17 protein-coding genes are annotated in these 21,315 nt (G+C 69.7%); 10 read left to right on the top strand and 7 right to left on the bottom strand.

The genetic code is table 11. The annotated features are described in order from the left end of the window. The first annotated feature begins 14 nt into the window (after positions 1-14). On the top strand, positions 15-1,055 hold the full coding sequence (locus OHT52_RS27680; protein ID WP_328722888.1) for a LacI family DNA-binding transcriptional regulator: 1,041 nt from the start codon (positions 15-17) through the stop codon (positions 1,053-1,055). A 133-nt stretch (positions 1,056-1,188) separates the two neighbouring features. Here OHT52_RS27680 and OHT52_RS27685 read toward each other — a convergent pair whose 3' ends face one another. Both OHT52_RS27685 and OHT52_RS27690 read right to left on the bottom strand, forming a co-directional pair. Next, a complete protein-coding gene (locus OHT52_RS27685; RefSeq protein ID WP_328722889.1) occupies positions 1,189-2,304 on the bottom strand; it encodes a DUF1996 domain-containing protein in 1,116 nt (371 codons plus the stop codon). 85 nt (positions 2,305-2,389) lie between these two features. Next, the gene (locus tag OHT52_RS27690; protein ID WP_328722890.1) at positions 2,390-4,573 is read right to left on the bottom strand and encodes a discoidin domain-containing protein; all 2,184 of its coding nucleotides are present in this window, start codon (positions 4,571-4,573) and stop codon (positions 2,390-2,392) included. 537 nt (positions 4,574-5,110) lie between these two features. Here OHT52_RS27690 and OHT52_RS27695 point away from each other — a divergent pair. Both OHT52_RS27695 and OHT52_RS27700 read left to right on the top strand, forming a co-directional pair. After that, positions 5,111-5,518, top strand: a complete 408-nt coding sequence (locus OHT52_RS27695; protein WP_328722891.1) for a hypothetical protein — start codon at positions 5,111-5,113, stop codon at positions 5,516-5,518. Positions 5,519-5,700: 182 nt separating this feature from the next. Continuing rightward, a complete protein-coding gene (locus tag OHT52_RS27700; protein WP_328722892.1) occupies positions 5,701-6,546 on the top strand; it encodes a prephenate dehydratase in 846 nt (281 codons plus the stop codon). A gap of 90 nt (positions 6,547-6,636) precedes the next feature. Here the strand turns inward: OHT52_RS27700 and OHT52_RS27705 are convergent, their stop codons facing one another. From OHT52_RS27705 to OHT52_RS27715, 3 genes are all read right to left on the bottom strand, one after another. Next, positions 6,637-8,622: an FHA domain-containing protein gene (locus tag OHT52_RS27705; RefSeq protein ID WP_328722893.1), complete on the bottom strand. Its 1,986-nt coding sequence runs from the start codon at positions 8,620-8,622 to the stop codon at positions 6,637-6,639. Positions 8,623-8,962: 340 nt separating this feature from the next. Further along, the gene (gene thpR, locus OHT52_RS27710) at positions 8,963-9,577 is read right to left on the bottom strand and encodes an RNA 2',3'-cyclic phosphodiesterase (RefSeq protein WP_328722894.1); all 615 of its coding nucleotides are present in this window, start codon (positions 9,575-9,577) and stop codon (positions 8,963-8,965) included. A gap of 411 nt (positions 9,578-9,988) precedes the next feature. Beyond that, a complete protein-coding gene (locus tag OHT52_RS27715; RefSeq protein WP_328722895.1) occupies positions 9,989-10,222 on the bottom strand; it encodes a DUF6059 family protein in 234 nt (77 codons plus the stop codon). A 973-nt stretch (positions 10,223-11,195) separates the two neighbouring features. Between OHT52_RS27715 and OHT52_RS27720 the strand changes: the two genes are divergently transcribed. Next, the gene (locus OHT52_RS27720) at positions 11,196-14,102 is read left to right on the top strand and encodes a helix-turn-helix transcriptional regulator (protein WP_328722896.1); all 2,907 of its coding nucleotides are present in this window, start codon (positions 11,196-11,198) and stop codon (positions 14,100-14,102) included. A 79-nt stretch (positions 14,103-14,181) separates the two neighbouring features. Here OHT52_RS27720 and OHT52_RS27725 read toward each other — a convergent pair whose 3' ends face one another. Together OHT52_RS27725 and OHT52_RS27730 are read right to left on the bottom strand one after the other, a co-directional pair. Then, positions 14,182-14,379 (bottom strand): ferredoxin, encoded by a 198-nt coding sequence (locus tag OHT52_RS27725; RefSeq protein WP_328722897.1) that lies wholly within the window; start codon positions 14,377-14,379, stop codon positions 14,182-14,184. A gap of 5 nt (positions 14,380-14,384) precedes the next feature. After that, positions 14,385-15,587, bottom strand: coding sequence for a cytochrome P450 (locus OHT52_RS27730; RefSeq protein ID WP_328722898.1), 1,203 nt, complete (start codon positions 15,585-15,587; stop codon positions 14,385-14,387). 182 nt (positions 15,588-15,769) lie between these two features. Here OHT52_RS27730 and OHT52_RS27735 point away from each other — a divergent pair, with 182 nt between their 5' ends. The 6 genes from OHT52_RS27735 to OHT52_RS27760 all read left to right on the top strand — a co-directional run bounded on the left by OHT52_RS27735 (position 15,770) and on the right by OHT52_RS27760 (position 21,307). Further along, on the top strand, positions 15,770-16,195 hold the full coding sequence (locus OHT52_RS27735) for a nuclear transport factor 2 family protein (RefSeq protein ID WP_328722899.1): 426 nt from the start codon (positions 15,770-15,772) through the stop codon (positions 16,193-16,195). A 133-nt stretch (positions 16,196-16,328) separates the two neighbouring features. Then, a complete protein-coding gene (locus tag OHT52_RS27740) occupies positions 16,329-17,360 on the top strand; it encodes a 3-oxoacyl-ACP synthase III family protein (RefSeq protein WP_328722900.1) in 1,032 nt (343 codons plus the stop codon). 5 nt (positions 17,361-17,365) lie between these two features. Next, entirely contained in the window at positions 17,366-19,237 is a 1,872-nt protein-coding gene (locus OHT52_RS27745) for an HAD-IIIC family phosphatase (protein ID WP_328722901.1), read from the top strand. After that, entirely contained in the window at positions 19,234-19,461 is a 228-nt protein-coding gene (locus tag OHT52_RS27750; RefSeq protein WP_328722902.1) for an acyl carrier protein, read from the top strand. Before OHT52_RS27745 ends, OHT52_RS27750 begins: the two co-directional genes overlap by 4 nt. Further along, the gene (locus tag OHT52_RS27755) at positions 19,458-20,219 is read left to right on the top strand and encodes a 2-oxo acid dehydrogenase subunit E2 (RefSeq protein ID WP_328722903.1); all 762 of its coding nucleotides are present in this window, start codon (positions 19,458-19,460) and stop codon (positions 20,217-20,219) included. The genes OHT52_RS27750 and OHT52_RS27755 overlap by 4 nt, the downstream gene beginning before the upstream one ends. Next, on the top strand, positions 20,216-21,307 hold the full coding sequence (locus tag OHT52_RS27760) for an alpha/beta hydrolase (protein ID WP_328722904.1): 1,092 nt from the start codon (positions 20,216-20,218) through the stop codon (positions 21,305-21,307). Before OHT52_RS27755 ends, OHT52_RS27760 begins: the two co-directional genes overlap by 4 nt. Positions 21,308-21,315: the final 8 nt, after the last annotated feature.

The following is a 21,315-nucleotide window of genomic DNA, read 5'->3' on the forward strand; positions in this document are numbered from 1 at the left end:
GGTAAGGTATCGGCATGACGAGACGCGCCCCCAGGCTCGAAGACGTCGCGCGGGAGGCGGGCGTCTCTCGCGCCACCGTGTCCCGCGTGGTCAACGGCATCCGCAACGTGGACCCCGCCATCCAGGACGCGGTACGGGACGCCATCGCGCGAACCGGCTACGCGCCCAACGGCGCCGCCCGGGCCTTGGTGACCCGGCGGGCCAGGACCCTGGCCCTGGTGGTCTCCGGCGCGGGAGACGACTCGGAGGACGGGCAGAACGTCTTCGCCACCCAGGCGCTGGCCGACCCCTTCTTCGGCCGGGTGGTCAGTGGGGTCGTCGGCTTCCTGCGGCCCCGGTCGATGTACCCGGTGCTGATGTTCGCGGAGACGGACGCCGCCCGGCGCGAGGTGGTGGAGTACCTGCGGCAGGGCCGGGCCGACGGCGCGCTGATCTTCTCCACCCACGCGGAGGACCCGCTGCCCGCCCTGCTGGCGGCCGAGCGGCTGCCGTGCGTACTCTTCGCCCGCCCCGGGGTCCCGGCCCCCGTGACCTACGTGGACCTGGCACACCGGGACGGTGCCCGGCTGGCCGCCGAACACCTGCTGGCCCGGGGCTGCCTGCGCGTCGCCACCATCACCGGACCGCTCGACCTGCCGGCCGCCCAGGACCGGCTGGCGGGGTTCCGGGAGACGATGGAACGCCACGGCCAACCGTACGTACCCGTCGCCGAGGGCGGGTTCACCGCCGACAGCGGGGCCCGGGCCCTTAGCCGGCTGCTGCGCGAACACCCGGCCATCGACGGGGTGTTCGCCGCCAACGACGTGATGGCGCGAGGCGTCTGCGACGCCCTGCGAGAGCTCGGCCGACGCGTCCCCGAGGATGTCGCGGTGGTCGGATTCGACGACTCCAGCGCCGCGCTCGCCGCCGAACCGCCGCTCACCACGGTCCGCCAGCCGATGGAGGAGATGGCGGCCCGAATGGCGTGCCTGCTCCAGGAGGAGATCGAGGGGACCCGGACCGAGCCCACCGCCGTCATCTTCGATCCCGAACTCGTGGTGCGCGCCTCCGCGTAGGAGCCCCCCGTACACGCGCGACCCGCTCCGACCCGGCCCGTCCCGTGGCGGGGCGGGAAACGGGACGGACCGGGGGCTCACGGGTGGAGCGGGCCGGGGGCCCGGCCGGTGGAGCGGGCCGGGCGGCGCGCTCCTACGGCAGGCGGTAGTCCGCGTTCAGCGCGGCACCGGCCTCCGGGTGGTTCTGGTCCCAGCCACGGGCGTCGCACTGGAGTCCACCCACGATGCAGTGGTCCACCATCGCCCGGAGCGTCGGCTCGTTCCACGCGTTGAAGAAGTCGTAGTGGAACGAGTAGCCGCGCCCGCTCGCCAGCCTGACCTGTGACATGTCGCCGCTGACGGGGAACGCCATCTTGAACTCGACCATCGGCAGGGCCACCGGGTGGTCGGCCGGGCAGACGTTGTCGTTGGTACCGGGCTTCACGACCGGATACGCCATGTGCGCCTGGTGGTTCGGCGTGTCCAGGTGCAGTCCGTCCCAGCAACTGGGCGCCTGCATGCGGATGTTGAGCTGGCTACCAGCCGGGCAGGTGGCAGGGAAGTCGATGTTCCCGAAGGACTCCCCGCACTCCCAGCCCTCCACCCAGCCCTTGAGCGCGCGGAATTGGTCCGCGCTCTGCAGCGGACTGCCCACGACGTAGCGCAGTCCCTTGGGGAAGGGACGGACGCTGGTGTAGTCGGTGACGCCCGCCTTGTAGTAGATGACCTGCGGACCGGTCGGCAGGATCTTGGTGTCGCCCTTGAAGAGGGACGGCATCCAGTACGCCGAGGAGTCGCCGGGCACCTTGCAGGTCGTGTTGCCGCCGTACAGCGAGGCGGTCACGGACTGGGCGTTGGTCGTCGTGTTGCCCATGAACGTGTGGTCGTGGGACGCGCCGGCCTGTCCGGGGAAGACGATCGGGTCGTCCGGCGCGGTGTGGGTGACCGAACAGTTGGCCTGGAACTCGTGGAAGTAGCGCGGCGTCGGTGTCCCCCACGACGGGGTGACGCCGGTGACCGGCGGGACGGCGGGGATGTAGCCGTCCCCGTCCACGTCGTCCGCCGAAGCGGCCGAAGCCGCTGCGGCGACGTGCCCCATATGGGGCGAACCGGCCGTGTCCGCGCCCGCCGCGACGGTGGCTGACGACGCGTCGGGCGCGCCCGCGGTCAGGGTCGATCCGACGCCGAGGAGGGTGGCGGCCAGGGCCGTGCCGACCAGCACCGCCGAGAGCCTTCTCGCGGCGCCGTTCTTGTTCTTCGTGCCTTTCATGGAGTGCCTCTCCGCTGGAGGGGGGTGGGATGCCGCCGGTGCCGGTCCGGCACCGGCGGCACGAAGGAGGGGGCGCGCCCGTACGTCAGGCGTACACGCCGATCTCGTGCAACGAGTAACCCCAGCCGGTGCCACGGGCCTTGAGTGCGAGGCGGACGTAGCGGGCCGACTGTCCGAGGGCGACGGTGTCGATGTCCCCATTGCCGGTGGTGGTCGTGAACACCGTGCGCCAGGTGGCGTTGTCGTCCGACAGCTGGACCTCGTACGAGGAGGCGAAGGCCGGGTCCCACTGGAGCTGGAGCGTCCGCAGGGCGGTGCGCGCGCCCAGGTCGACCTGGATGGACTGCGGATCGCTCCAGTCGCTGGCCCACCGGGTGACCGGGTTGCCGTCGACGGCGTTGGCCGGGGTGCAGGGGCAGTCGCCGTACGACGCCTGCGAGGAGGAGGCCGTGGCCGGCTTGTTCAGCGCCACGTTGGTGCCGTCCACCGGCGGTGCGACGACCTTGACCGACTTCGTCTCGAAGCCCGCGTTCCCGTGGCCGTCCTCCGCCCGGATGTAGACCTTCCAGACGCCGAGCTTCTCGGGCGCGGTCACGGCGAAGGTGCCGTTCCCGGTGGACCGCCACGCGGCCTCCACCAGCCCCTTGTCGCCGTTGGCGTAGTTGCCGCTGAGGAAGACCTTGTACGTCACCGGGTCGTTGTCCGGGTCGCGGACGTCGGCGCGGACGGTGAACTCCTTGCCGGCCGGGGCCGCCGATGCCGGTGAGACGGTCATGTTGCTGATCACCGGGGGCGTGTTGTCCCCGGCGGTCGAACCGGCGTACGCCTGCTTCACCGCGTAGTACGAGAGCCGCTTGAACCCGCCGGGCAGCAGGTTGAACCAGATCCCGCCGAAGTCGTGCTCGGTGCCGTAGTGGAACATCGTGGCGCCGAGCGCCACACCCCGGTGGGCGGTGACGCAGTTCCACGCGTTGGTGTACCCGGCGGCGGTCTGGACGTCGGTCTTCTGCTCGGGGATGCCGTTCGCGTCGTTCGCGACCTCCCACTCACCGGCCGGGCCGGTCTCGGTGATGATGTAGGGCTTGGTGTAGCCGCCCGCCACCCAGTCGCGCTGCACGTTGCAGACGTCGCCGTACGAGTTCATGGCGTACAGGTCGAGGTCCGGCGCGTTGCGCTTGTAGTACGGCCAGGCGCCGGTCCATGCGTCGGTCGAGGTCACCGGGTGATCCGGGTCGATCGAGTGGATCTTCTTGGCCACGTCGTTGACGAAGGTGGTGTACGCGTTGCGCTGCGCTTCCAACTCCGTGCCGCTGTAGCAGTTCTGGAGTCCGAGGACCGACTCGTTGCCGACGTTCCACATCAGGGTCGCGGGGTGCGACTTGTACGCGTCCACCCACTTGGCGAACTCCGTCAGGGAGTTGTTCTTGTAGGTGGTGTCCGTGACGTAGTTGACGCAGCCACCGCTGCCCGGCCCGCCGCCGGGCTGAAGCCAGAAGCCGTTGATGATCCGGATGCCGTTGGCCGCCGCCGCGTCGAGCAGCGGCTTGGTCGAACCGTCGGTGCCCCAGGTGCGGATGGTGTTGACGCCCATGGATCTCACGTCGGGCAGGTACCTCGGCGAGTCGGCGACGGACGGGCCCCAGGTGAGGCCCTTCACGGTGTACGGCTGCCCGCCCACCTGCAACTGCCAGTTGCCCTGTGAGCCGGTCACCTTCACGGCCCCGCCGGTGGCCGGCGGGGGAGTGGTGCCGGTGCTGCCGTAGACCTGGAACTCCCAGAGGGAGTAGCCGTATCCGCCGGACCGCTCGGTGCCGAGCATCCGCACGTACCGGCCGGAGCCGGAGAGGGCGAGGTCGTCCGTGCCGCCGTCGCCCTGGGTGACCGTACGCAGGCTCCGCCAGTCGGTGCCGTTGTCGGACGCCTGGATCTCGTACGACTTGCCGTAGGCGCCCTCCCAGGTCAGGACTACCCGGCTGAGGTTGGCGGTGGCGCCGAGGTCGATCTGGATCCACTGCGGATCGCTCCACTGGCTCGCCCAGCGGGTGCCGGTGAGGTTGCCGTCGACGGCCCCGGCGGCGGAGTAGCCGTCGCCCTCCTGCGAGGAGGCGGTGGCGGTCCGGCCCTGGGACAGCAGGGTGTCGGCGGCCGTGGCGCCCGGCGCCGCGAGCAGGGTGAGCGAGGACGCGACGAGGGCGCCGAGGGCGGTGAGGGAGACGAGTCGGCGGCCGGGTCGCGGACGGCCGGAATGGGCGTGGGGTGATCTGAACACGTGGGCTCCTGGCGGGTGCTGAGGGAGAACCGGCTTCCCGTGGGCGGTCTTGGAGAGCGCTCTCCCGAGAGTGTCGCCGGGGGTGTGTCCCTGTCAATGAGTGCGCGCGACCTCTGTTCCGTCGGACGTCGTCCCGAGGGGCGAATCCGGTCTGTGCGGCATTCGGCGCACATCCGGGTGAACCGTGAGGGATCGGTGGGCGTGGACACGCGCCTGCCCGGGGTGGGGGTGGTCGCCCGATTGCTCGCGGGACGAGGTGGACGGACGGCCCCGCGCTCATGGTTTCGGAGCTTCGGAGGCGGTGGGCCGGCACGCTCTTCGGTCGGTCGGCTCCCGCGCGGGGCAGCGGATTCGCGCACCGCGACCCGTAGGGACGCCACCTTGTCGGCGCGGTCTTGCCGGGTGCGGGGTCCCCCGGGGTGAGCGGGAGCTCGCGCGTGCGGGAAGCTGGTGTCCCGATCAGCCGGTCGCCCCGCGTGGGCCGCTCGGCGACAGTCCGTGGGCCGGCGCCGGCCGACCGAAGAGGGGGGGCCCGCGATGGTCCTGATGGTGATCGTTTGTGGTTTTCTCGTGCTGGGGAACACCTACATGACCTGGAAGGCCGTCCAGCTCCGGCGCGATCCGGACGTGGCCGATTCCGTGGTCGCCGTCCTGCCGTTCGGGCCTGTCGTACGGCGGGGGGAAGTGCGGTCGGCCGGTATCACCGCGGCCGCCCTGTGGGGCGTGGTGGTGGTGCTCCTGATGGGGCCGTTCGACGGTGCGGTGGCTTCGTGGGGCGTCGCCGCGGGGGTGCTGATCATTCTGGCCTCGGCGCTCTGCGAGATGTGCGTGATCCTCTTCAACACCCCGAAGTTCGCCGTGCCGCCGCACATGCGGGCCGAGCCCGGAGTCTTCGCGGCGCGCCGTGCGCGCAAGGCTGAGAGCACGCGGGGGGCCGGAGCCTGAGGGCGCCCGGCTCCTTGGTGCGAACCCGGTGCGAATCCGGTCAGGCGTACCGGACCTGGCCGGGCTCACCGAACCCGGTGTGCCCGAACCGGTCCCGTACTCCGATACTGCTTGCATGCGGTGACGCGGAGAGGACTTCGTGGCCCGCGACGGACAGGCTTCACGGTGGAAGGCAGAACAAGGTGACGATCGTCGCATATCAGGGGGAACCGGGCTCCAACTCGGCGACCGCCGCCCACGCGCTGTACCCAGGCTGCGACGAAGTGCCTTGTACGGGATTCGAGCAGGCGCTGGACGCGGTGACGCTCGGTAGGGCCGATGTCGCGGTGATCCCCGTGGACAACTCCGCTGCCGGGCGCGTCGCCGACGTGCACCATCTGCTGCCGGAGTCGGGTCTGTTCATCGTCGCGGAGTACTTCCTCGCGATCCGCTTCGACCTGATGGGCGTCCCGGGCGCCTCGATCGACCAGGTGGAGTGCGTACGCAGCCATGTGCACGCGCTCGGCCAGTGCCGGAAGCTGCTCCGCGAGGGCGGCTGGCGCACCCATGTCAGCGACGACACGGCCGGCTCGGCCCGCGAGGTCGCGGAGCTGGGAGACTCCCGGCACGCCGCGCTCGCGCCGCCCGCCGCGGCCGAGCTGTACGGGCTGGACGTGCTGCGGGCCGAGGTGGAGGACGACCCCGAGAACACCACGCGCTTCGTGGTGCTCACGCGTGACGCGGGACCGTGGCCGGAGGCGGACGGCACCACGATGACCAGCCTGTTCTTCTGCGTGCGCAACATTCCCAGCGCGCTCTTCAAGGCGCTCGGCGGATTCGCCACCAGTGGCGTCAACCTCACCAAGATCGAGAGTTACCAGCTGAGCGCGGGCCTCAGCCCCAGCCGCTTCTACGTGGAGATCGAGGGACACCCCGACGAGCCGCACGTCGCGCTCGCCCTGAACGAGCTGCGGTTCTTCTCCTCCGAGGTGCGCATTCTCGGGGTCTACCCCGCGCACGCGCACCGGCTGCGCGGACGCGCGGGCTGACACGGCGGCCGCCGCCGGCCGAGCGCCCGGAGCCGGCCCGCCCCGCAGGCACGGTCACCGACGGGGCGCGCGACGATGCCGGCCCGGCCCCTACTGGACCCCTGCCGACGGGAGGCTCCGGGGATCGGCCACGTGGGCTCCGGCGGAGACAGGACCCACCGGAGCGGGACCCGCCGGAAACGGACCGCCGGGCCGGGGGACGTAGACCGGCGAGTCCGACTGGTAGAAGAGGTCGATGTCGGCCTCCTCCCCGCCGACGATCAGGGTGTCCCAGGCGCCGCTCTCCTGGAGGGTGCGCAGGGTCGCCGGGTCGACCGAGGCGAGGTGGGAGCGGAGCTGCTCCATGGTGGGCATCCCGGGCAGCCGGGGAGCGAGACGGTCACGGATCGCCGCCATGCGGTCCAGCAGCTCGTCCAGATCGGGCCGTCCCGACGCCCGGCCGGCCTCCTGCCCCGCCTCCCGGCCCGCTTCCGCGCTGCGGGCGATGATGTCCTTGATGGCGCGGGTGACGCCCTGCTCGTCGGTGGTCACCATGGCGTTCCACGCCCGGCTCTTGTGCCGGTACTGCAGCATGGACATCGCCGCCTCGTGCCGGATGAAGTCCGCGTCCCGCAGGGGCTTCCCCCGCCAGGCCCGGCTGAGTGAGCGGGCCAGAGAAGTGGCCGAGGCCAGGCCGCTGTTGAGGCCGCGACCGGGCCAGAAGTGGATCGCGTTGGCGGCGTCGCCCAGCAGGAAGCCGTACGTCCCCGGGGTCGTCGCGGTCGGGCGGAGCAACTGGGCCGTGAACCGGGGACGTTGCACCATGTCCAACCGGAACGACGTGATCGCGGAGAGATCGTCCTCGGGCACACCGAACAGGTTCAGGCCCTGCCGGATCTCCTTCCACAGGGGCGAGCTGCGCAGCAGAGCGGGCAGGAAGAGCGTGCCGTGCGTGGAGCAGCGGAACTCGTTGTCCTCCTCGCGGTTCATCAGGCAGGGACGGGCGGCGATGCACTCCTCGAAGACCTGGCGGACCGGATCGATACCGATCACACCCTTGGCCTCCTCGCGGGTGAGCCGCATGTTCAAGAAGCCCTCGCCCCGGAGCGAGTTGAGCAGGAACCGGTTCTGCGACACGGTCAGCAGCACACTCATCGGGTCGGACAGCCGCGACTTGACCCGCAGCCCCAGCACGACGTCCTGGAGGTGCTCGCCGTCCAGGGAGTAGATGGAGGCGTCGGCCGTGCCGAAGCGGTCCGCGAAGTGGTCGCGGGTGCGGGAGCGCCCGCCCTCCCCGATCACCAGGACGTGTTCCTGGGCGAGCCGGCTCTTCCGCTCCACGGGGTCGAACCGGTGCGGGACGAGCTGGATCGCCGGCCGGGTGTTCGCCAGGGCGAGGAGCCGGTCCTCGATGTAGGCGATCCGGATGTTGCGGGGCGGACGGCCGTCCACGGAGTCCGGTCCCACCGGCCACATCTCCGAGTACGCGGCCTCGTCGCTGAACAGCGCCGTTCGCACCTCCTCGGAGAGCGCGAGGTACTGGCGGCTCTGGACCGTCACGACCTGCTGGCGGCGCACGTTGCCCTGCGACTCGTCCTTCCAGACGACTTCGGAGCCCTTGCGGACCCATCGCCCGTCGTAGACGGTGATCGCCACCCGCCCGCTCAGCGCCTCCTCCAGAGCCAGTGCGAAGGCGAGCCCGACCGGACCGCCGCCGGTGACCGTGACCCGCAGGGTGCCGGGGTTGGCCGCCGCGTTCAGCCGGGGCAGGTGCAGCTGGGAGAGGTCGATGACCGTCTCCATGACGTCCTGTGCCTCGAAGAGGAAGGTTTCGTCACCGATCCGCACGCAGTCGTTGGCACGCAGCACGTGGCGGGTGACACGCTGGTCGTTGACGTACGTGCCATTCCTGCTGTCACGGTCGTGGAGGACGTACGCCCCGTCCTCCCTGACGATCTCGGCATGCAGCCGGGAGGCGCTCGGACTCACGATCACGACCCCGTTGTCGCCCTTGCGTCCGAATGTGACAGGAGCGGTGCCCAGAACCACGCTCTGGCCGGCGAAGGGGCCCGTACGGCCCACGATGACTGACGGCATTGCACGCTCCTTGTGAACGAAGCCCATCCCCAACGGCTCGCCCGGTGCCGCAGATCCGGCCCACGAGCGGTCCCGTACTCCGTACTGACGGGCCTTCGGCCCCGACGCGCCGCCCCTGTCCGGCGATGCCGTGCCGTTCCCGTCGGTCGTGCCGTTCGCGACGGCCCCATTCGCCCCGTCCGTGTCCTGATGGCTCATCAATTTCTGGCGTTTCAGGGTGTGTTGACCGGTAGTCGATGAGGCCTCGAAGTCTACGGGACAGGGTCGGCCGGTGGCGAAGGGTTGGCCCCCGGCGCGCGTGGCGCACCGACGCCGGGGCGTACGTCCCGCGGTGCGGGCGTCAGGCGGTGTCCGGGCCCGGTGGCCCCGCCGTCCTCCCGTCACCCAGCCTCCAGGCCTCGATGTCGCGGTAGTGGATCGGGCCGCTGCCGCGGGCCACGTTGCTGCCGACCAGATGCAGACGGGCCGCCGGCCATCCGCCACCGCGGAACCCGGCGAGCCCCGCCGCGATCTCGCCCGCCGAGGTCAGGTCGCCCCGGCGGGCGCGGGCGAGGGTCAGATGCGGTCGGAAAGGCCGCTCCGCGAAGGCGACGCCGTGATTCCTGACGGCGGCACGCACGTCGGCGGCGAGCCCGTGCAGCTCGTCGAGTTCACCGTCGATCCCGCTCCACAGCACCCGGTCGTCGAAGCTGCCGCTGCCCCGCAGTGCCAGGCGGGGTGGTCGGTGGGCCGCCGCGAGGCCGGCCAGGAGCGGGCGCAGCGCCGGAACCGCTTCCACCGGAAGTTCGCCGAGGAACGCCAGGGTGATGTGCCAGTCCTCGACGCGGTTCCACCGCATCAGGGGGTGCGTGCCGTAGGCCGGGCGCAGCTCCCGGGCCAGCTCCTCCTTCGCGTGGTCGGGCGGGGCGAGGGCGATGAACACGCGAACGGTCGCGGGTCGGGTCTCTTCGTTCACACCTGTCTTCGTACCGTACCCGGCCGTCGGCATGGCCACGGGGTGGGGGCGGGCGGCAGCGGCCCGGCTCCTTCGTGCCGGTCCGGGAGCGTGCTGACCCGAAGTGTTTCGCAATGGAAACATGGTGTGGTGTGGCGCACACGCCGCGAGGGAGGGCGCGCTCAAGCCCTGGCAGCACCGCTCCTGGATCTTCCTCACCGACCCCGGCGACCAGTTCGCGTACGTCAGAACACTGCGGAGGGGGAAGCCGCGCGAACAGGTCGCCGACGGGTTGGGACCGCGGACGGCCGACGGTGGTGTGCGGGCCGGCGAAGTCGCGGCCGAGTTCGCGAAGGAGGTCGACCTGCGGGGGAGGTCGATCGGGCATCGGGAGACGGTGTGTTCCTGGGGCTCCGGGGAGTCCGAGCCCCGTCAGTTCAGCTGGGACCACAACGCGTGCTCGACTTCGCTGATGGGGGCAGACGGGTCCACGCGCTCCGGATGGCCTGGAGGGGGGCCCGACAGCTGGGCGTCGGCGGGGGGCGGGATCGGGGGAAGGGACACCGCTCCCACCGTGATCGCTCCCCAGGACGGGCCGAGCTTCTCGCAGTCCGGCATGATCTTTCGGAGTCCCCTGAGGATGGCTGACCAGAGGCTTCTCCCCATCACGTGTCCCTCCGCTTCGGATCGCTGCTTCCGGTCGGAACGAGTATGGCGACGCTCTCTTAAGCGAGCATTGAGCGGCGCGTCGGGGGAGGCGGCGCAGTCCACGACGTCGACTGATGGGCCGGGTGTTCGTCACCGCCTCGGCAACCGATCCTCGAGGGCTCCCCTGTGGAATCCTGTGGGAGGTGGCCGCGCGTATGGGCATCACGCCCCTCGCGGTGGCGCAGTGCGCCGAGTAGCCACGCGGGCACGGGGTGATCGAGGAGCATCGGGGCGCTTGCGGGGAGGCAGCGGCGGCGAGTGAACGCGGTTCGCTTGCCGTGCGTCTCGAAGGGTATGACGATGACCGACCGACGCAGCTCGTCTTCGCCGGGAAGACCTGGACGACGTGGGTCCGGCTCCTTCTCTTCCGGCTGCATCGCTGACGCAGTACCTCCGTCAATCGGGGGTGGAAGCCAGGGACATGGCCGCTGTGCGCCCCCGTCCCTCAGCGAACCGAGCTTTTGCCAAAGGGAGTTGCGTGTGAGTCGTCCAGGGTGTGCGTCGAAAGTCCCGCCTGTCCGGCGACGCCCGGCACGCACGCTCGCCGCGTTGTCGGGGTCGCCCCGATACATCCAGTACCGGGGCGACCCTCCGCCGTGCGAGCGCGCGCACCGGACGCCGCCGGCCCCGCCCTTTGGACGGACGGCGCTACTTTCGACACACGCCCTGGCGGGCGGGGAGCGGACACGGTGGGCCGGAGCGCTGTTCGGCGTCGCCCGAGTCCATCCCGACAGGTGTGTGTCACCCTCTCTCCGAGGGCGAGGTTTCAACCCAGGCCGCCCCGACTGAATCGGGGATCAGCGCGACGCTCCACGCGATTTTGCTAAGTCTTATCACTCATGCAGGACTTGGTATGGGATCAACCAGTTCTAGTGCAGGTGCGAGATGCCGAGGGTAGGTTGATCACTGGCATGGGAGGGTTTCACACGGAATGAATGAAGCACGGTTGCAATCACTCTCAAACTCGGTTTATCGCGCCGAAATGGGCACATTGACGGAGATGCTTGACGCGGTTGACCGGCAACGGGGCCGCGTCATCGAGGTGGCGGGCGATCCGGGGGCCGGTAAGACCCGATTCGTCGCTGCCTTGGTGCGGGAAGCGGAACGGCGCAAGATCGACGTTCTGGTCGGCCGGTGTTCGGAATCGGAGAAGGGGATCAGCTTCAATCCGTTCGTCGAGATCCTGCGCAGTCGTCGCGCGCCCGGTGTGCTCGACAAACTTCCCGCCGCATGTGCGGAGATTTTGCGAACGTTGCTCTCCCAGCCTTCGGGGGTGGATGTCCGGAAGGGTTTCTCGGAGTCGGAATTGGCGCGTCTGAAGCATTCCTTGCACGTTTTCCTCGCGCACTGTGCGAGCAGCGGCATACTGGCGGTGCTCGACGACTTCCAGCACGCCGACACGAAGTCGGTGGAGTTCCTGGACCACTTGGCGAGGTTCCCGATACCCCGGTTGCTGCTGGTGGTCGCGCACCGGCAGCGACAGGCCTCGGCACGACTGCGGAGCACGCTCTCCCACGGTGTCGAACTGGGCACCGTGGAGCGAGTCCGGCTCGGGCCGCTTTCGGTCGGCCAGTCGGCGGAGATCCTGGGGATGGCACCGGACGACCGTGAGCTGCGCCGGCTGCACCGGCAGAGCGGCGGGGTACCGGCGTACCTACTGGCCCTTGCCCAGGTCGGCAACCGGGACCGGCCGAACCCGATGGGCGCTGTCCACGATGACCAGGCCGATCGGTTGCTGGGTGAAGTCGAGGCGCTCGACACGGCCCAACACGTGGTGCTGAAGGCGGCGGCCGTCATCGGAGACCGGTTTGACCTCGACACCGTCGCGGCTGCGGCCCAGATGGAAGGGGCCCAGGTGGCGGTGGCGGTATCCGGACTCATGGCGCGCGATCTCGTCCGGCAGGAGGCCGACTCGCAGTTGCGGTACACCTTCCGGCATTCGACGGTGCGCAGGGCGGTGCGCAGGCATACCGACCCGGACTGGCGGGGATCGGTCAACCGAAGGATCCTCGAAGTCCTCCTTGACCGGAATGCGCACGTCGACGACCTCTGCGTTTACGTCGAACGGCTGTTGGGGCGCCCGCGCCCGGACGACCTCGGGCTACTCTCCCGTGCACTTGAACGAGTCATCGTCGTCAGTCCCGTGAAAGCCGTACGCTGGCTGGAGCTCATGGTGAAGGTGACGCCGAGCAGCGAGCGGTACCGGGCCGAGCGGGCCGTCATCCGGCTGCAGTTGGCCCGCGTCCTCGTCGTGACCGGCCAGGCCGCGAGAAGCCGGGACATCTGTCGGGAGGTCCTGTCGGACATGCCGGGGGAGCCGCGGGAAGTCCGCGCCGCCGCGGTGGTTCTGTGCGTGCAGCTGGAGTGCGCGCTGGGCGGCCAGGCCGAGGCGGGCCAGATGGTGCAGCAGGAACTGGACCAGATGCCTCCGGGCGCCTCGGCCCAGCGTATGCAGTTGATGCTGGCACGGGCATACGCCGGGGATCAGCGGGACACCGCCACGTCCCGCATCTTGGCGGAGCGCTGCCTGCGGTTGGCCATCAGCCAGGGCAGCCGCACCGATTGGGCCGGCGCGCTGATCGCGGTCGCGCGGGACCGGCTGTTCGACGGCGACGTGAGGAGCGCGACCGAGGCCGTCGACGCCTGCGTACCGATGGTCGACCGGCTTCCGCACGCCGAGCTCGCCCCGAGGGTCGAGTTCCTGGCGACGCTCGGCTGGGTGGAGCTGTACCTGGATCGTTTCGCCGATGCCGAACGTCACTTCCTGCGTGGCAGGACGCTGGCCCGTTCCCACGGACACCACCATCACCTTCCCTCCTTGATGCTGGGGCTGAGCACCACGTATTCCCAGGTCGGGCGGCTCGACGAGGCGATGCGCGCCGCCGTGGAGGCGGACCTGGCGGCTCGAGACATGGGCGCCGTCCACATGCGGAGCCTGGCGCTCGCGTGTCAGTCCACGTGCGCCACCGCAATGGACGGAAGGAACCAGAAGAGGTCGGTGGACCTCGCCGAGCGTTCGCTGGCTCTCCTTCCCGCGGACTTCGCCTTCGGCCGTGGCCCGGCCATGGTGGCGGTGGCCGAGGCGGTTCTGGAGGCAGGAGAGCCGCACCGCTGCATGGCGCTGATGCAGAACATGGGCGACGCCGCGGTACCCCTGGCGCAGCGCGCGCGGTGCCTGGAAGTGCTGGCCGCGGCGGCAGCCATGGTGGGGGCCGCCGCGGCCGACGCCTGGGCGGCTGAGTCCGTCGCGACCGCGGCTCGCACCGGTGTGCGTTCGCACCGGGGTTTCGCCCTGGGCGCACAGGCGCACGCGCTGCGCGCCAAGGGCCATCACCGGCGCGCGAAGGAGTTCTACCGAGAGGCCGCGCGGGTCTTCGCCCAGGTCGGCATGGACGTGTCGCAGGCGCGGATGACGGCCCTGGCCGCCCAGTGCGCGATGGCCTCGGGGGCGCGGGGAGAGGTGCCGGCGCTGCTGGCGCTCGCCGAGGATCTGGCCCGCAGGAGCGGTGCCTGGCGGACGTACGAGCACGTCAGGGCTTTGCGGTGGGAACTGGACCATTCGGCCGGGGGCGAGGAGGAGAGCGCCGAGGAGGAGAGCGGTTGGTGTCTCCTGACCGCGCGCGAGGCGGAGATCGCCCGACTCGCGGGAAGCGGCGAACGGACGAAGGACATCGCACTCCGGCTGTCCCTGAGCCCACGAACCGTCGAGGCCCATCTGACGCACATATACCGCAAGTTGCAAGTAAAGTCCCGTGCGCAGCTCGCCAGCTGGATCAGCGAGCGAAGCGGCTCTCGAGCGACGGCCGACGGGACGTCGGGGTCGACGGCTTCCGGCTGACTGGCCCGACGGGTGGCCGGGCCGAAAGGGCGCCGACCGGGGGGATGCGCCCGCTGTCCGTCCCCCCGGACGGCCGGGGTCACTCGAGAACGGTGATCGCTCGCTCCGGGCAGGCGTTCGCTCCGTTCAGCGCTGCCGGCCTGAGCGCTGCGGACACCTCGAAACGGCCCGCCTCGTTCTTGGCGGTGTCGGGGTTGACCTCGTAGACCGCCGGGCTCATCACTTGGCAGAGACCGTGGCCGTTGCATACGGACTCGTCGACCTGAATGGTGACCACCGGCTTCACCCGACCGTCAGGTCAAGGCGGTCCATGCCGCGGACCGGGAGGTAGTGGTGGGTACGGGTCGAGCCGGGAGTCACGTGATAGCTCGGGACGAGTCGGTGCCACTCCTCCAGCGCGACCTTGAGGATCCGCCGGGCGAGGTGCATGCCGAGGCAGCGGTGGGGGCCGATGCCGAAACTCAGGTGACGCACCGAAGACCGGTCGAAGTCCACTTGGTCCGCGTGATCGAAGGCCTCGGGGTCGCGCCCCGACATGCCCCAGGACATCAGTACCTGGTCCCCGGCGCGCATGGTGATGCCGTGGCGTTCGACATCCTGCGTCAGGACACGGGCCGAGGCTCCCATGGCCTGGTACCGGATCAGTTCCTCGATGATCAGGGGGATCTTCTCCGGCGACGTGGCGATGATCTCCTGGACCTCCGGGTGCTCGGCCAGGTAGAGGAGAATCAGGCCCAGGATGGAGTTCGTGGTGTCCAGGCTGGCCAGCATGGTCATGAAGACCACGTTGACGATCTCGTCCTGGGTGAGGTCGCGCCCCTCGAACTTCGACTTCAGCAGAAGACTGACGACATCGAAGCCATCCTCGAATCCTGCGGTCCGACGCTTGTCGACGGCCTCCGAGAAGAATCTCCACAGCGGCTTGCTGGCCGCGTAGCGGTCCTCGTCGGTGCCGCGCATCGCGTTCTTGCGCAGCCAGTCCTTGTGGTCGAGCAGCTGCTGGAGGTTCTCGCGCCCGATGCCGAAGTTGATCAGGAAGGTCTCGGCCGGCAGCGGGACGGCGAAGTCGGCGATCGCGTCGCAGGTACCGCGCTTGGCGATCGGCTCGATCAGTTCGACTGCGGCCTGGCGGATCTGCGGGGTGATCTGGTTGACGACGGCAGGGTTGAACACGGTCGTGAGCGTCTGACGCCACAGCCGGTGCTCCTCCCCGTCCAGCTGGACGGGGATCTGCTTGTCGGCGTAGAGCTGGATGTGCGGAATGCTGACCTTGCTGTTCGAAAAGATCTCGGGGGTCTTGGCCGCCCACTCGATATCCTCGTACCGGGTCAGGATCCAGAAGCCGCCCAGCTCTTCCGACCGCACGATCGGTGCGGACTCGCGCAGCTTGTCGAACTGCGGGACCGGGTCCTCCTGGAGCCACGGCTGGAAGAGGCTCCACCGGCGTCCGAGTTCCTCAACTGTCTGCGGCGGTTCGGTCAGCATGGTCGGCTCCTCGTCAGTCCTGGGCACGCTTGCACGCCGACGTTGACGGGCGGAGCTTAGGCCTCTCTTGTCGAGATCTAAAGGCGATCGGCCGTGCGCGCCTTAGCCCCGGCACAGAGTCGCTTAAGGGCGCCTTCCTAGCGTTCCTGCTCACAGGCGGTCGCCAGGGAGAGAAGGACGCAATGGAGCAGAACAAACAGGTCGCGCGGGAATTTCTGCACGCCGTCGGTCAGGGCGATGTGGCGGCGGTCGAGAAGCTGCTGGCCACCGAATTCAGTTGGCGGGTCGTCGCCGCCACCCCGGCGAGCCACCACCCCCTGCCCGAGCTTCAGACGAAGGACGAATTCCTCGCGGGCGTCGGCGGGATGCGGGCCGTGTGGGCCGACGGGCTCGTCTACCACCTCCACAGCGTGCTGGCCGACGGGGACCGGGTCGCGATCGAGGCCGCCGCCGAGGGCTCGACCCTGGGCCTGAACTTCCGTAACCGCTATGCCTTCTTCCTCGAGCTGCGCGACGGTCTGGTGACCGCCGGGCACGAGTACCTCGACTTCGCCTATCTGCAGGCCTTCCAGGCGCAGATGGCCGAGCGGATGGCCCCGACCGCCTGACAAGGCAGTCTGCGGGCCGGGCCCCGGCTGCTTCGGAACACCTTCAGGGTGACTTTAGGGGCGCTCTCCAGATTCGAGAGCACGCCAATCATGTGCCGACGATCCACCCGGACTTGCCGAAGGGACCGACTGAATGAGCACGCCCGAGGTACGCATCCTGGCAGCCGGCTCGGCACTGCCGGGGCAGCCCGTGGACAATGCCGCCCTGGCCCGGCGGTTCAACATGGACACCTCTTGGGAGCAGTGGGTCGACGCCTTCATCGGCACCCGGTCCCGGCACCTGGCCGTCGACCTGGAGAGCGGCGAAGTCCGTTCCTCCCTCGCCGAGCTCGCCGCCACGGCCGGACAGCGGGCGCTGGACTCCGCCGGTCTGCGGCCGGACGACGTCGACGTGATGCTCCTTGGCACCGCGACCCCCGACCAGCTCATGCCGGCCACGGTCAACATGGTGGCCGAACGGCTCGGCATCGACGGGATTCCCACCTACCAGCTCCAGTCGGGCTGCACCGGAGCCATCGGCGCACTCGACCTCGGCCGTCAGCTCCTTCGGACCGGAGAGCACCGTACCGCCCTCGTACTCGGCGGCGACGTGTGCGCGAAGCACTTCGACGTGGACTTCGATCTGAAGACCATGGCTCCCACGGAACTCGTCAACGTCGTGCTGTTCGGGGACGGGGCGGGTGCGGCGGTCCTGACGGCCGAACCCGTTGCCGACGCCGCCGTGGTGCACAGCATCGTCAACCGGCTCACCGGGCTGGGCCGTCCGCCTGGCCAGGTCGTGGACTGGTACGGGCAGGCGAACCGACGTACGGACGCCCCCGCGCTCCAGGAGGACTACAAGGCCATCGAACGGCTGGTGCCCGACATGGCGGTGGAGGTGCTCAAGGAACTCCTGGCCGGGCTGGACTGGTGCGACACCGACGTGGACTACCTGCTCGCGCCGCAGCTCTCCGGCACGATGACCGCCCGGATAGTCAAGGAGCTCGGTCTGCCCGGCGCGGAGGAGATCAGCTGCGTGGCCGAGATCGCCAACATCGGGAACGCGGCGCCGTTCGTCCAGCTGGAGCGGCTGCTGCCCGAGATGGCGCCCGGGGACCGGGCGATCGGTATCGCGATCGAGTCGAGCAAGTGGATCAAGGCCGGCTTTGCCCTGGGAAAGGTCTGACCGCAATGGAGACGCTCGCGGATCTCACCGCTGCCCATCGCTCCGGCACGCTCGCGGAGCGGTACCCGGAAGTACGTCGCGTCTTGACCGGGCTCGCGGACGACGAGCTCGTCCGGGCCGGCCAGCTGCTCAGCGCGCTCGACGTGGAACGGATCGGCAAGGACAATCCGAACGCGCCCCAGGTCCGGGTATCGGTCACCGGCAACGGAACCCTCTCCGGGCTGCTCGCACCGCTGACCGCCGAGTTCGCCCGGCACGGACTGCTGCTGCGGCCGCACTTCACCGACTTCGGCAGTTACGTCCCGGAACTGTCCGCGCCCGACAGCGAACTGTGGAGGGCATCGCCCGACCTGGTTCTCTGCGTCCTGGACCACAAGGCGGTTCTCGACGAGGTACCCACCCCCTGGCACGTCACCGACGTGGCGAAGGCCATCGAGGCCAAGGTCGGTCTGATCCGCGGGCTGGTCGACAGGTTCGCCGCCCACGGCAGCGGAGCGCTCGTCCTGAACACGCTGCCCCTTCCGCAGACTGTGCTCGCCCAACTGGTGGACCACCGCTCCAGGGCCCAGCTGGGCGCTCTGTGGCGGGAGGCCAACGCCGCTCTGCTGAGGCTGGTCGACGCGCATCCCGGTCTCGTGGTGCTCGACCTCGACGCCCTGCTGACCGAGGGCATCCTCCTCACCGAGACCCGGCTCAGCAGCTACGCCAAGGCCCACCTCTCGCCGGCCCTGCTGGCGCGGTACGCCAGACAGGTGGGGCACCTCGCAAGGAACGTCGCGGGCCGGAGCAAGAAATGCCTGGCCCTCGACCTGGACGAGACCGTCTGGGGCGGCATCCTCGGCGAGTGCGGGCCCGAGGGCATCGAGGTCGCCGACAGTTACAAGGGCGAGGCCTTCCGCGCCTTCCAGAAGGTCGCCAAGCAGATCGGCTCCCAGGGCGTGCTGCTGGCCGCGGTCAGCAAGAACGACATCGAGCCGGTCCGCGACACTCTGCGCACGCACCCCGGCATGACGCTCCGCGAACCGGACTTCGTTCGCGTGATCGCCAACTGGCGTCCCAAGCACGACAACCTCAGTGACCTGGCGGCCGACCTCAACATCGGTGTCGACAGCTTCGTCTTCGTGGACGACAGCCCCTTCGAATGCGGGCTGGTACGGCACGAGCTGCCCGAGGTGGCTGTGGTCCAGGTGGATACGGAGCCCGCACTGCACGTGGAACGGCTGCTGCGGGACGGTTGGTTCGACGTCGTACAGGTCACCGACGAGGACCGGGCCCGGCCCGCCACGTACCGCGACGAACTGATCCGCAACGACTTCCTGCAGAGCTTCGATTCGCTCCAGGACTACCTCCGGGAACTCGGGGTGTGGGTCCGCCTGGGACCAGTGGAACCGGGCGAGGCGGCTCGCGCCGCACAAATCACGCTGCGCACCAATCAGTTCAACCTCACGACCGAGCGACTTCAGCAGGCGGACGTGAGCCGTCTGCTGGCCGACGCCTCGGCCACTGTGCTCGGCATCCACTCCGGCGACCGTTTTGGCGCCAACGGACTGGTCGGAACGGTGTTCCTGCGCCGCTCAGGATCAACCGTCGAGATCGAGAACTTCCTGCTCAGCTGCCGGGTCTTCGCCCGCGGCATCGAACAGGCGTGCCTGGCCGAAGTGCTGCGTCAGGCCGCTGCGACCGGCGCTCACCGGGTCGTCGGCCGCTACCGGCCGACCGCCAAGAACGGCAAGGTCGCCGACTTCTACACGCGAAACGGCTTCACCCAGGTCTCCCAGGACGACACGGGCACCGTCTTCGGCCACGACCTCACCGGGATCCCCCCGACTCCCGAGCACATCAAGCTGACCACCCCCGCTGAAGGGACCGCAGAGTGAACACCGTCGACGAGTTCGTCACCCTTGTCAGCGACGAAGTGGGCTTGCCGATCACCGCCGAGCACCTGGACACCGGATTCGACGAGGTGCCCGGCTGGGACTCGGTGCACCTCCTCACCCTGGTGATGGCGCTCGAGCGCAGCACCGGCAGGCCGGTCTCCATGCCCGACCTGCTCGAAGCGCCGACCCTGGGCGATGTCTACCGCCTGGCGGTCAGTCCGTGACCGGTCGGCAGGTGGTCAGACAACGACGACAGACGCTGTACTTCCTCGAACAGATCCGCTCGTTCTCCCCGGTCTTCCTCGACACCGAAGTCGACATGGACGAGGTGCTGCGCCACCGGGAGTCGGCGCGCGGACAGGGACTGCGCTACTCGCTGGTGAGCTACGTGCTCCACGCCGGCGCCCGGGTCCTGGCCGCACATCCCCAGGCGAACGCCGCGATCAAGGGCCGCAGACTTCCCCGGATCGCTCACTACTCCGAGGTCAACGCCAAACTGGCGCTGGACCGGACCCTCGACGGACAGCGGGCCGTACTCTCCGCCGTCCTCCCCGACCTCGCCAAGGCCGACCTGGCGCAGATCCAGGAACAGGTCTCGTACTATCGCGACGGCGATCCCGAACGGATGGCCGAATTCGCCGGGGTCCGCAAGCTCCAGGGCCTGCCGACACCTGTCGGCCGGGTCGTCTTCCGGCGCTTCGTGCAGCCCCTCGCCCGACGCGCCGAGGTCTTCGGCACCTTCGCGGTGACCTCGCTGGGACACCGGGCGGTGGACAGCTTCCACTCCGTCGGCGGGACCACGATCACACTCGGTGTCGGACGGATCCTCACCCGGCCCGTGGCACGGGACGGCGAGGTGACCACCGCCCCGGTCATGCGGCTCAGCCTCTCCTTCGACCACCGAGTGATCGACGGCGGTGAAGCGGCCGACATCCTCACCGAGATCAAGGACGCGTTGGAGGGGTGGGGCGGTCAGTCATGAACGACGTCGCGGAACTGAAACAGTTCATCGTCGTGCACGCCAAGGCCCAGGGCCTGAGCGCCGCAGACTACCAACCGGTCCTGGACCGGATCGGCAGCGACACGGACGGCGCACCCGAGTCCTGGGCGGCCGTCTGGCGCGCGGCCGGCGAGACCCTGGAAGAGGGCGGAGACCTTCTGGAGGCCAATCGCCGCTACGTGATGGCCCGCTTCCCCTACGTGGACGGACCGGGCCGGGCCGGCGCCCAGGAGAGCTACCTCAGTGCCTTCGAACGGTGGAGCAAGACCCAGCACGACATCGAATCGCTGGAGATCAGCTTCGGTGGCGGCAAGGTCCGCTGCTGGGCCACCGGACTGAACGCCGGCGTCCCGCGCCCGCTGGTGCTCATCATGGGCGGCATCATCAGCGTCAAGGAGCAGTGGGCTCCGACGCTCAGGCTGGCCAACCGGCTCGGACTGGCGGCAGTGGTCTCGGAAATGCCCGGCGTCGGTGAGAACACGATGCGGTACGACACGGACAGCTGGCGCATGATCACAGCCATACTGGACGCGGTCGCCGACCGCGCCGACGCCGCCAACACCACCGCGCTGGCGCTGAGCTTCAGCGGACACCTCGCGCTGCGCTGTGCGCTCTCGGACCGTCGCATCCGCGGAGTCATCACCGCGGGCGCACCGGTCGGCGCATTCTTCACCGACGGCGAGTGGCTGCGACACGTCCCCCGGGTCACGGTGGACACGCTGGCCCACCTGGCACACACCCCCAGCGAGGAACTGGGCGGTTTTCTGCCGGGCCTGGCACTCATCGAGGACCAACTCAAGGCTCTGGACATCCCGGTGTACTACCTGGCCAGCCGACGGGACGAGGTGATCCCGCCCGAGGACTTGGCCATGGTGCGCAGGAATGTCCGAGACCTGCACGTCATGGACAACGACGACGTGCACGGATCCCCCCGCCACGCTCTGGAGAGCCGGCTGTGGATCGTGCAGTCCCTCATGCGCCTGACGGGCCATCAGGGAATCAAACCGGCGCTGCTCGGCGTACCTCTGCGGCTGCTGCGCCTCCGCTCAAGCCTCGTACACAACCGATAGGTAGGCAA

The organism is Streptomyces sp. NBC_00247 (genome assembly GCF_036188265.1).
Taxonomy (GTDB): Bacteria; Actinomycetota; Actinomycetes; order Streptomycetales; family Streptomycetaceae; genus Streptomyces.

Excerpts from the sequence above, each read along its gene's own strand:
- OHT52_RS27680 (WP_328722888.1), top strand. The coding sequence starts at position 15 with ATGACGAGACGCGCCCCCAGGCTCGAAGACGTCGCGCGGGAGGCGGGC.
- OHT52_RS27685 (WP_328722889.1), bottom strand. The coding sequence starts at position 2,304 with ATGAAAGGCACGAAGAACAAGAACGGCGCCGCGAGAAGGCTCTCGGCG.
- OHT52_RS27695 (WP_328722891.1), top strand. The coding sequence starts at position 5,111 with ATGGTCCTGATGGTGATCGTTTGTGGTTTTCTCGTGCTGGGGAACACC.
- OHT52_RS27705 (WP_328722893.1), bottom strand. The coding sequence starts at position 8,622 with ATGCCGTCAGTCATCGTGGGCCGTACGGGCCCCTTCGCCGGCCAGAGC.
- OHT52_RS27715 (WP_328722895.1), bottom strand. The coding sequence starts at position 10,222 with ATGGGGAGAAGCCTCTGGTCAGCCATCCTCAGGGGACTCCGAAAGATC.
- OHT52_RS27720 (WP_328722896.1), top strand. The coding sequence starts at position 11,196 with ATGAATGAAGCACGGTTGCAATCACTCTCAAACTCGGTTTATCGCGCC.
- OHT52_RS27730 (WP_328722898.1), bottom strand. The coding sequence starts at position 15,587 with ATGCTGACCGAACCGCCGCAGACAGTTGAGGAACTCGGACGCCGGTGG.
- OHT52_RS27735 (WP_328722899.1), top strand. The coding sequence starts at position 15,770 with ATGGAGCAGAACAAACAGGTCGCGCGGGAATTTCTGCACGCCGTCGGT.
- OHT52_RS27740 (WP_328722900.1), top strand. The coding sequence starts at position 16,329 with ATGAGCACGCCCGAGGTACGCATCCTGGCAGCCGGCTCGGCACTGCCG.
- OHT52_RS27745 (WP_328722901.1), top strand. The coding sequence starts at position 17,366 with ATGGAGACGCTCGCGGATCTCACCGCTGCCCATCGCTCCGGCACGCTC.
- OHT52_RS27760 (WP_328722904.1), top strand. The coding sequence starts at position 20,216 with ATGAACGACGTCGCGGAACTGAAACAGTTCATCGTCGTGCACGCCAAG.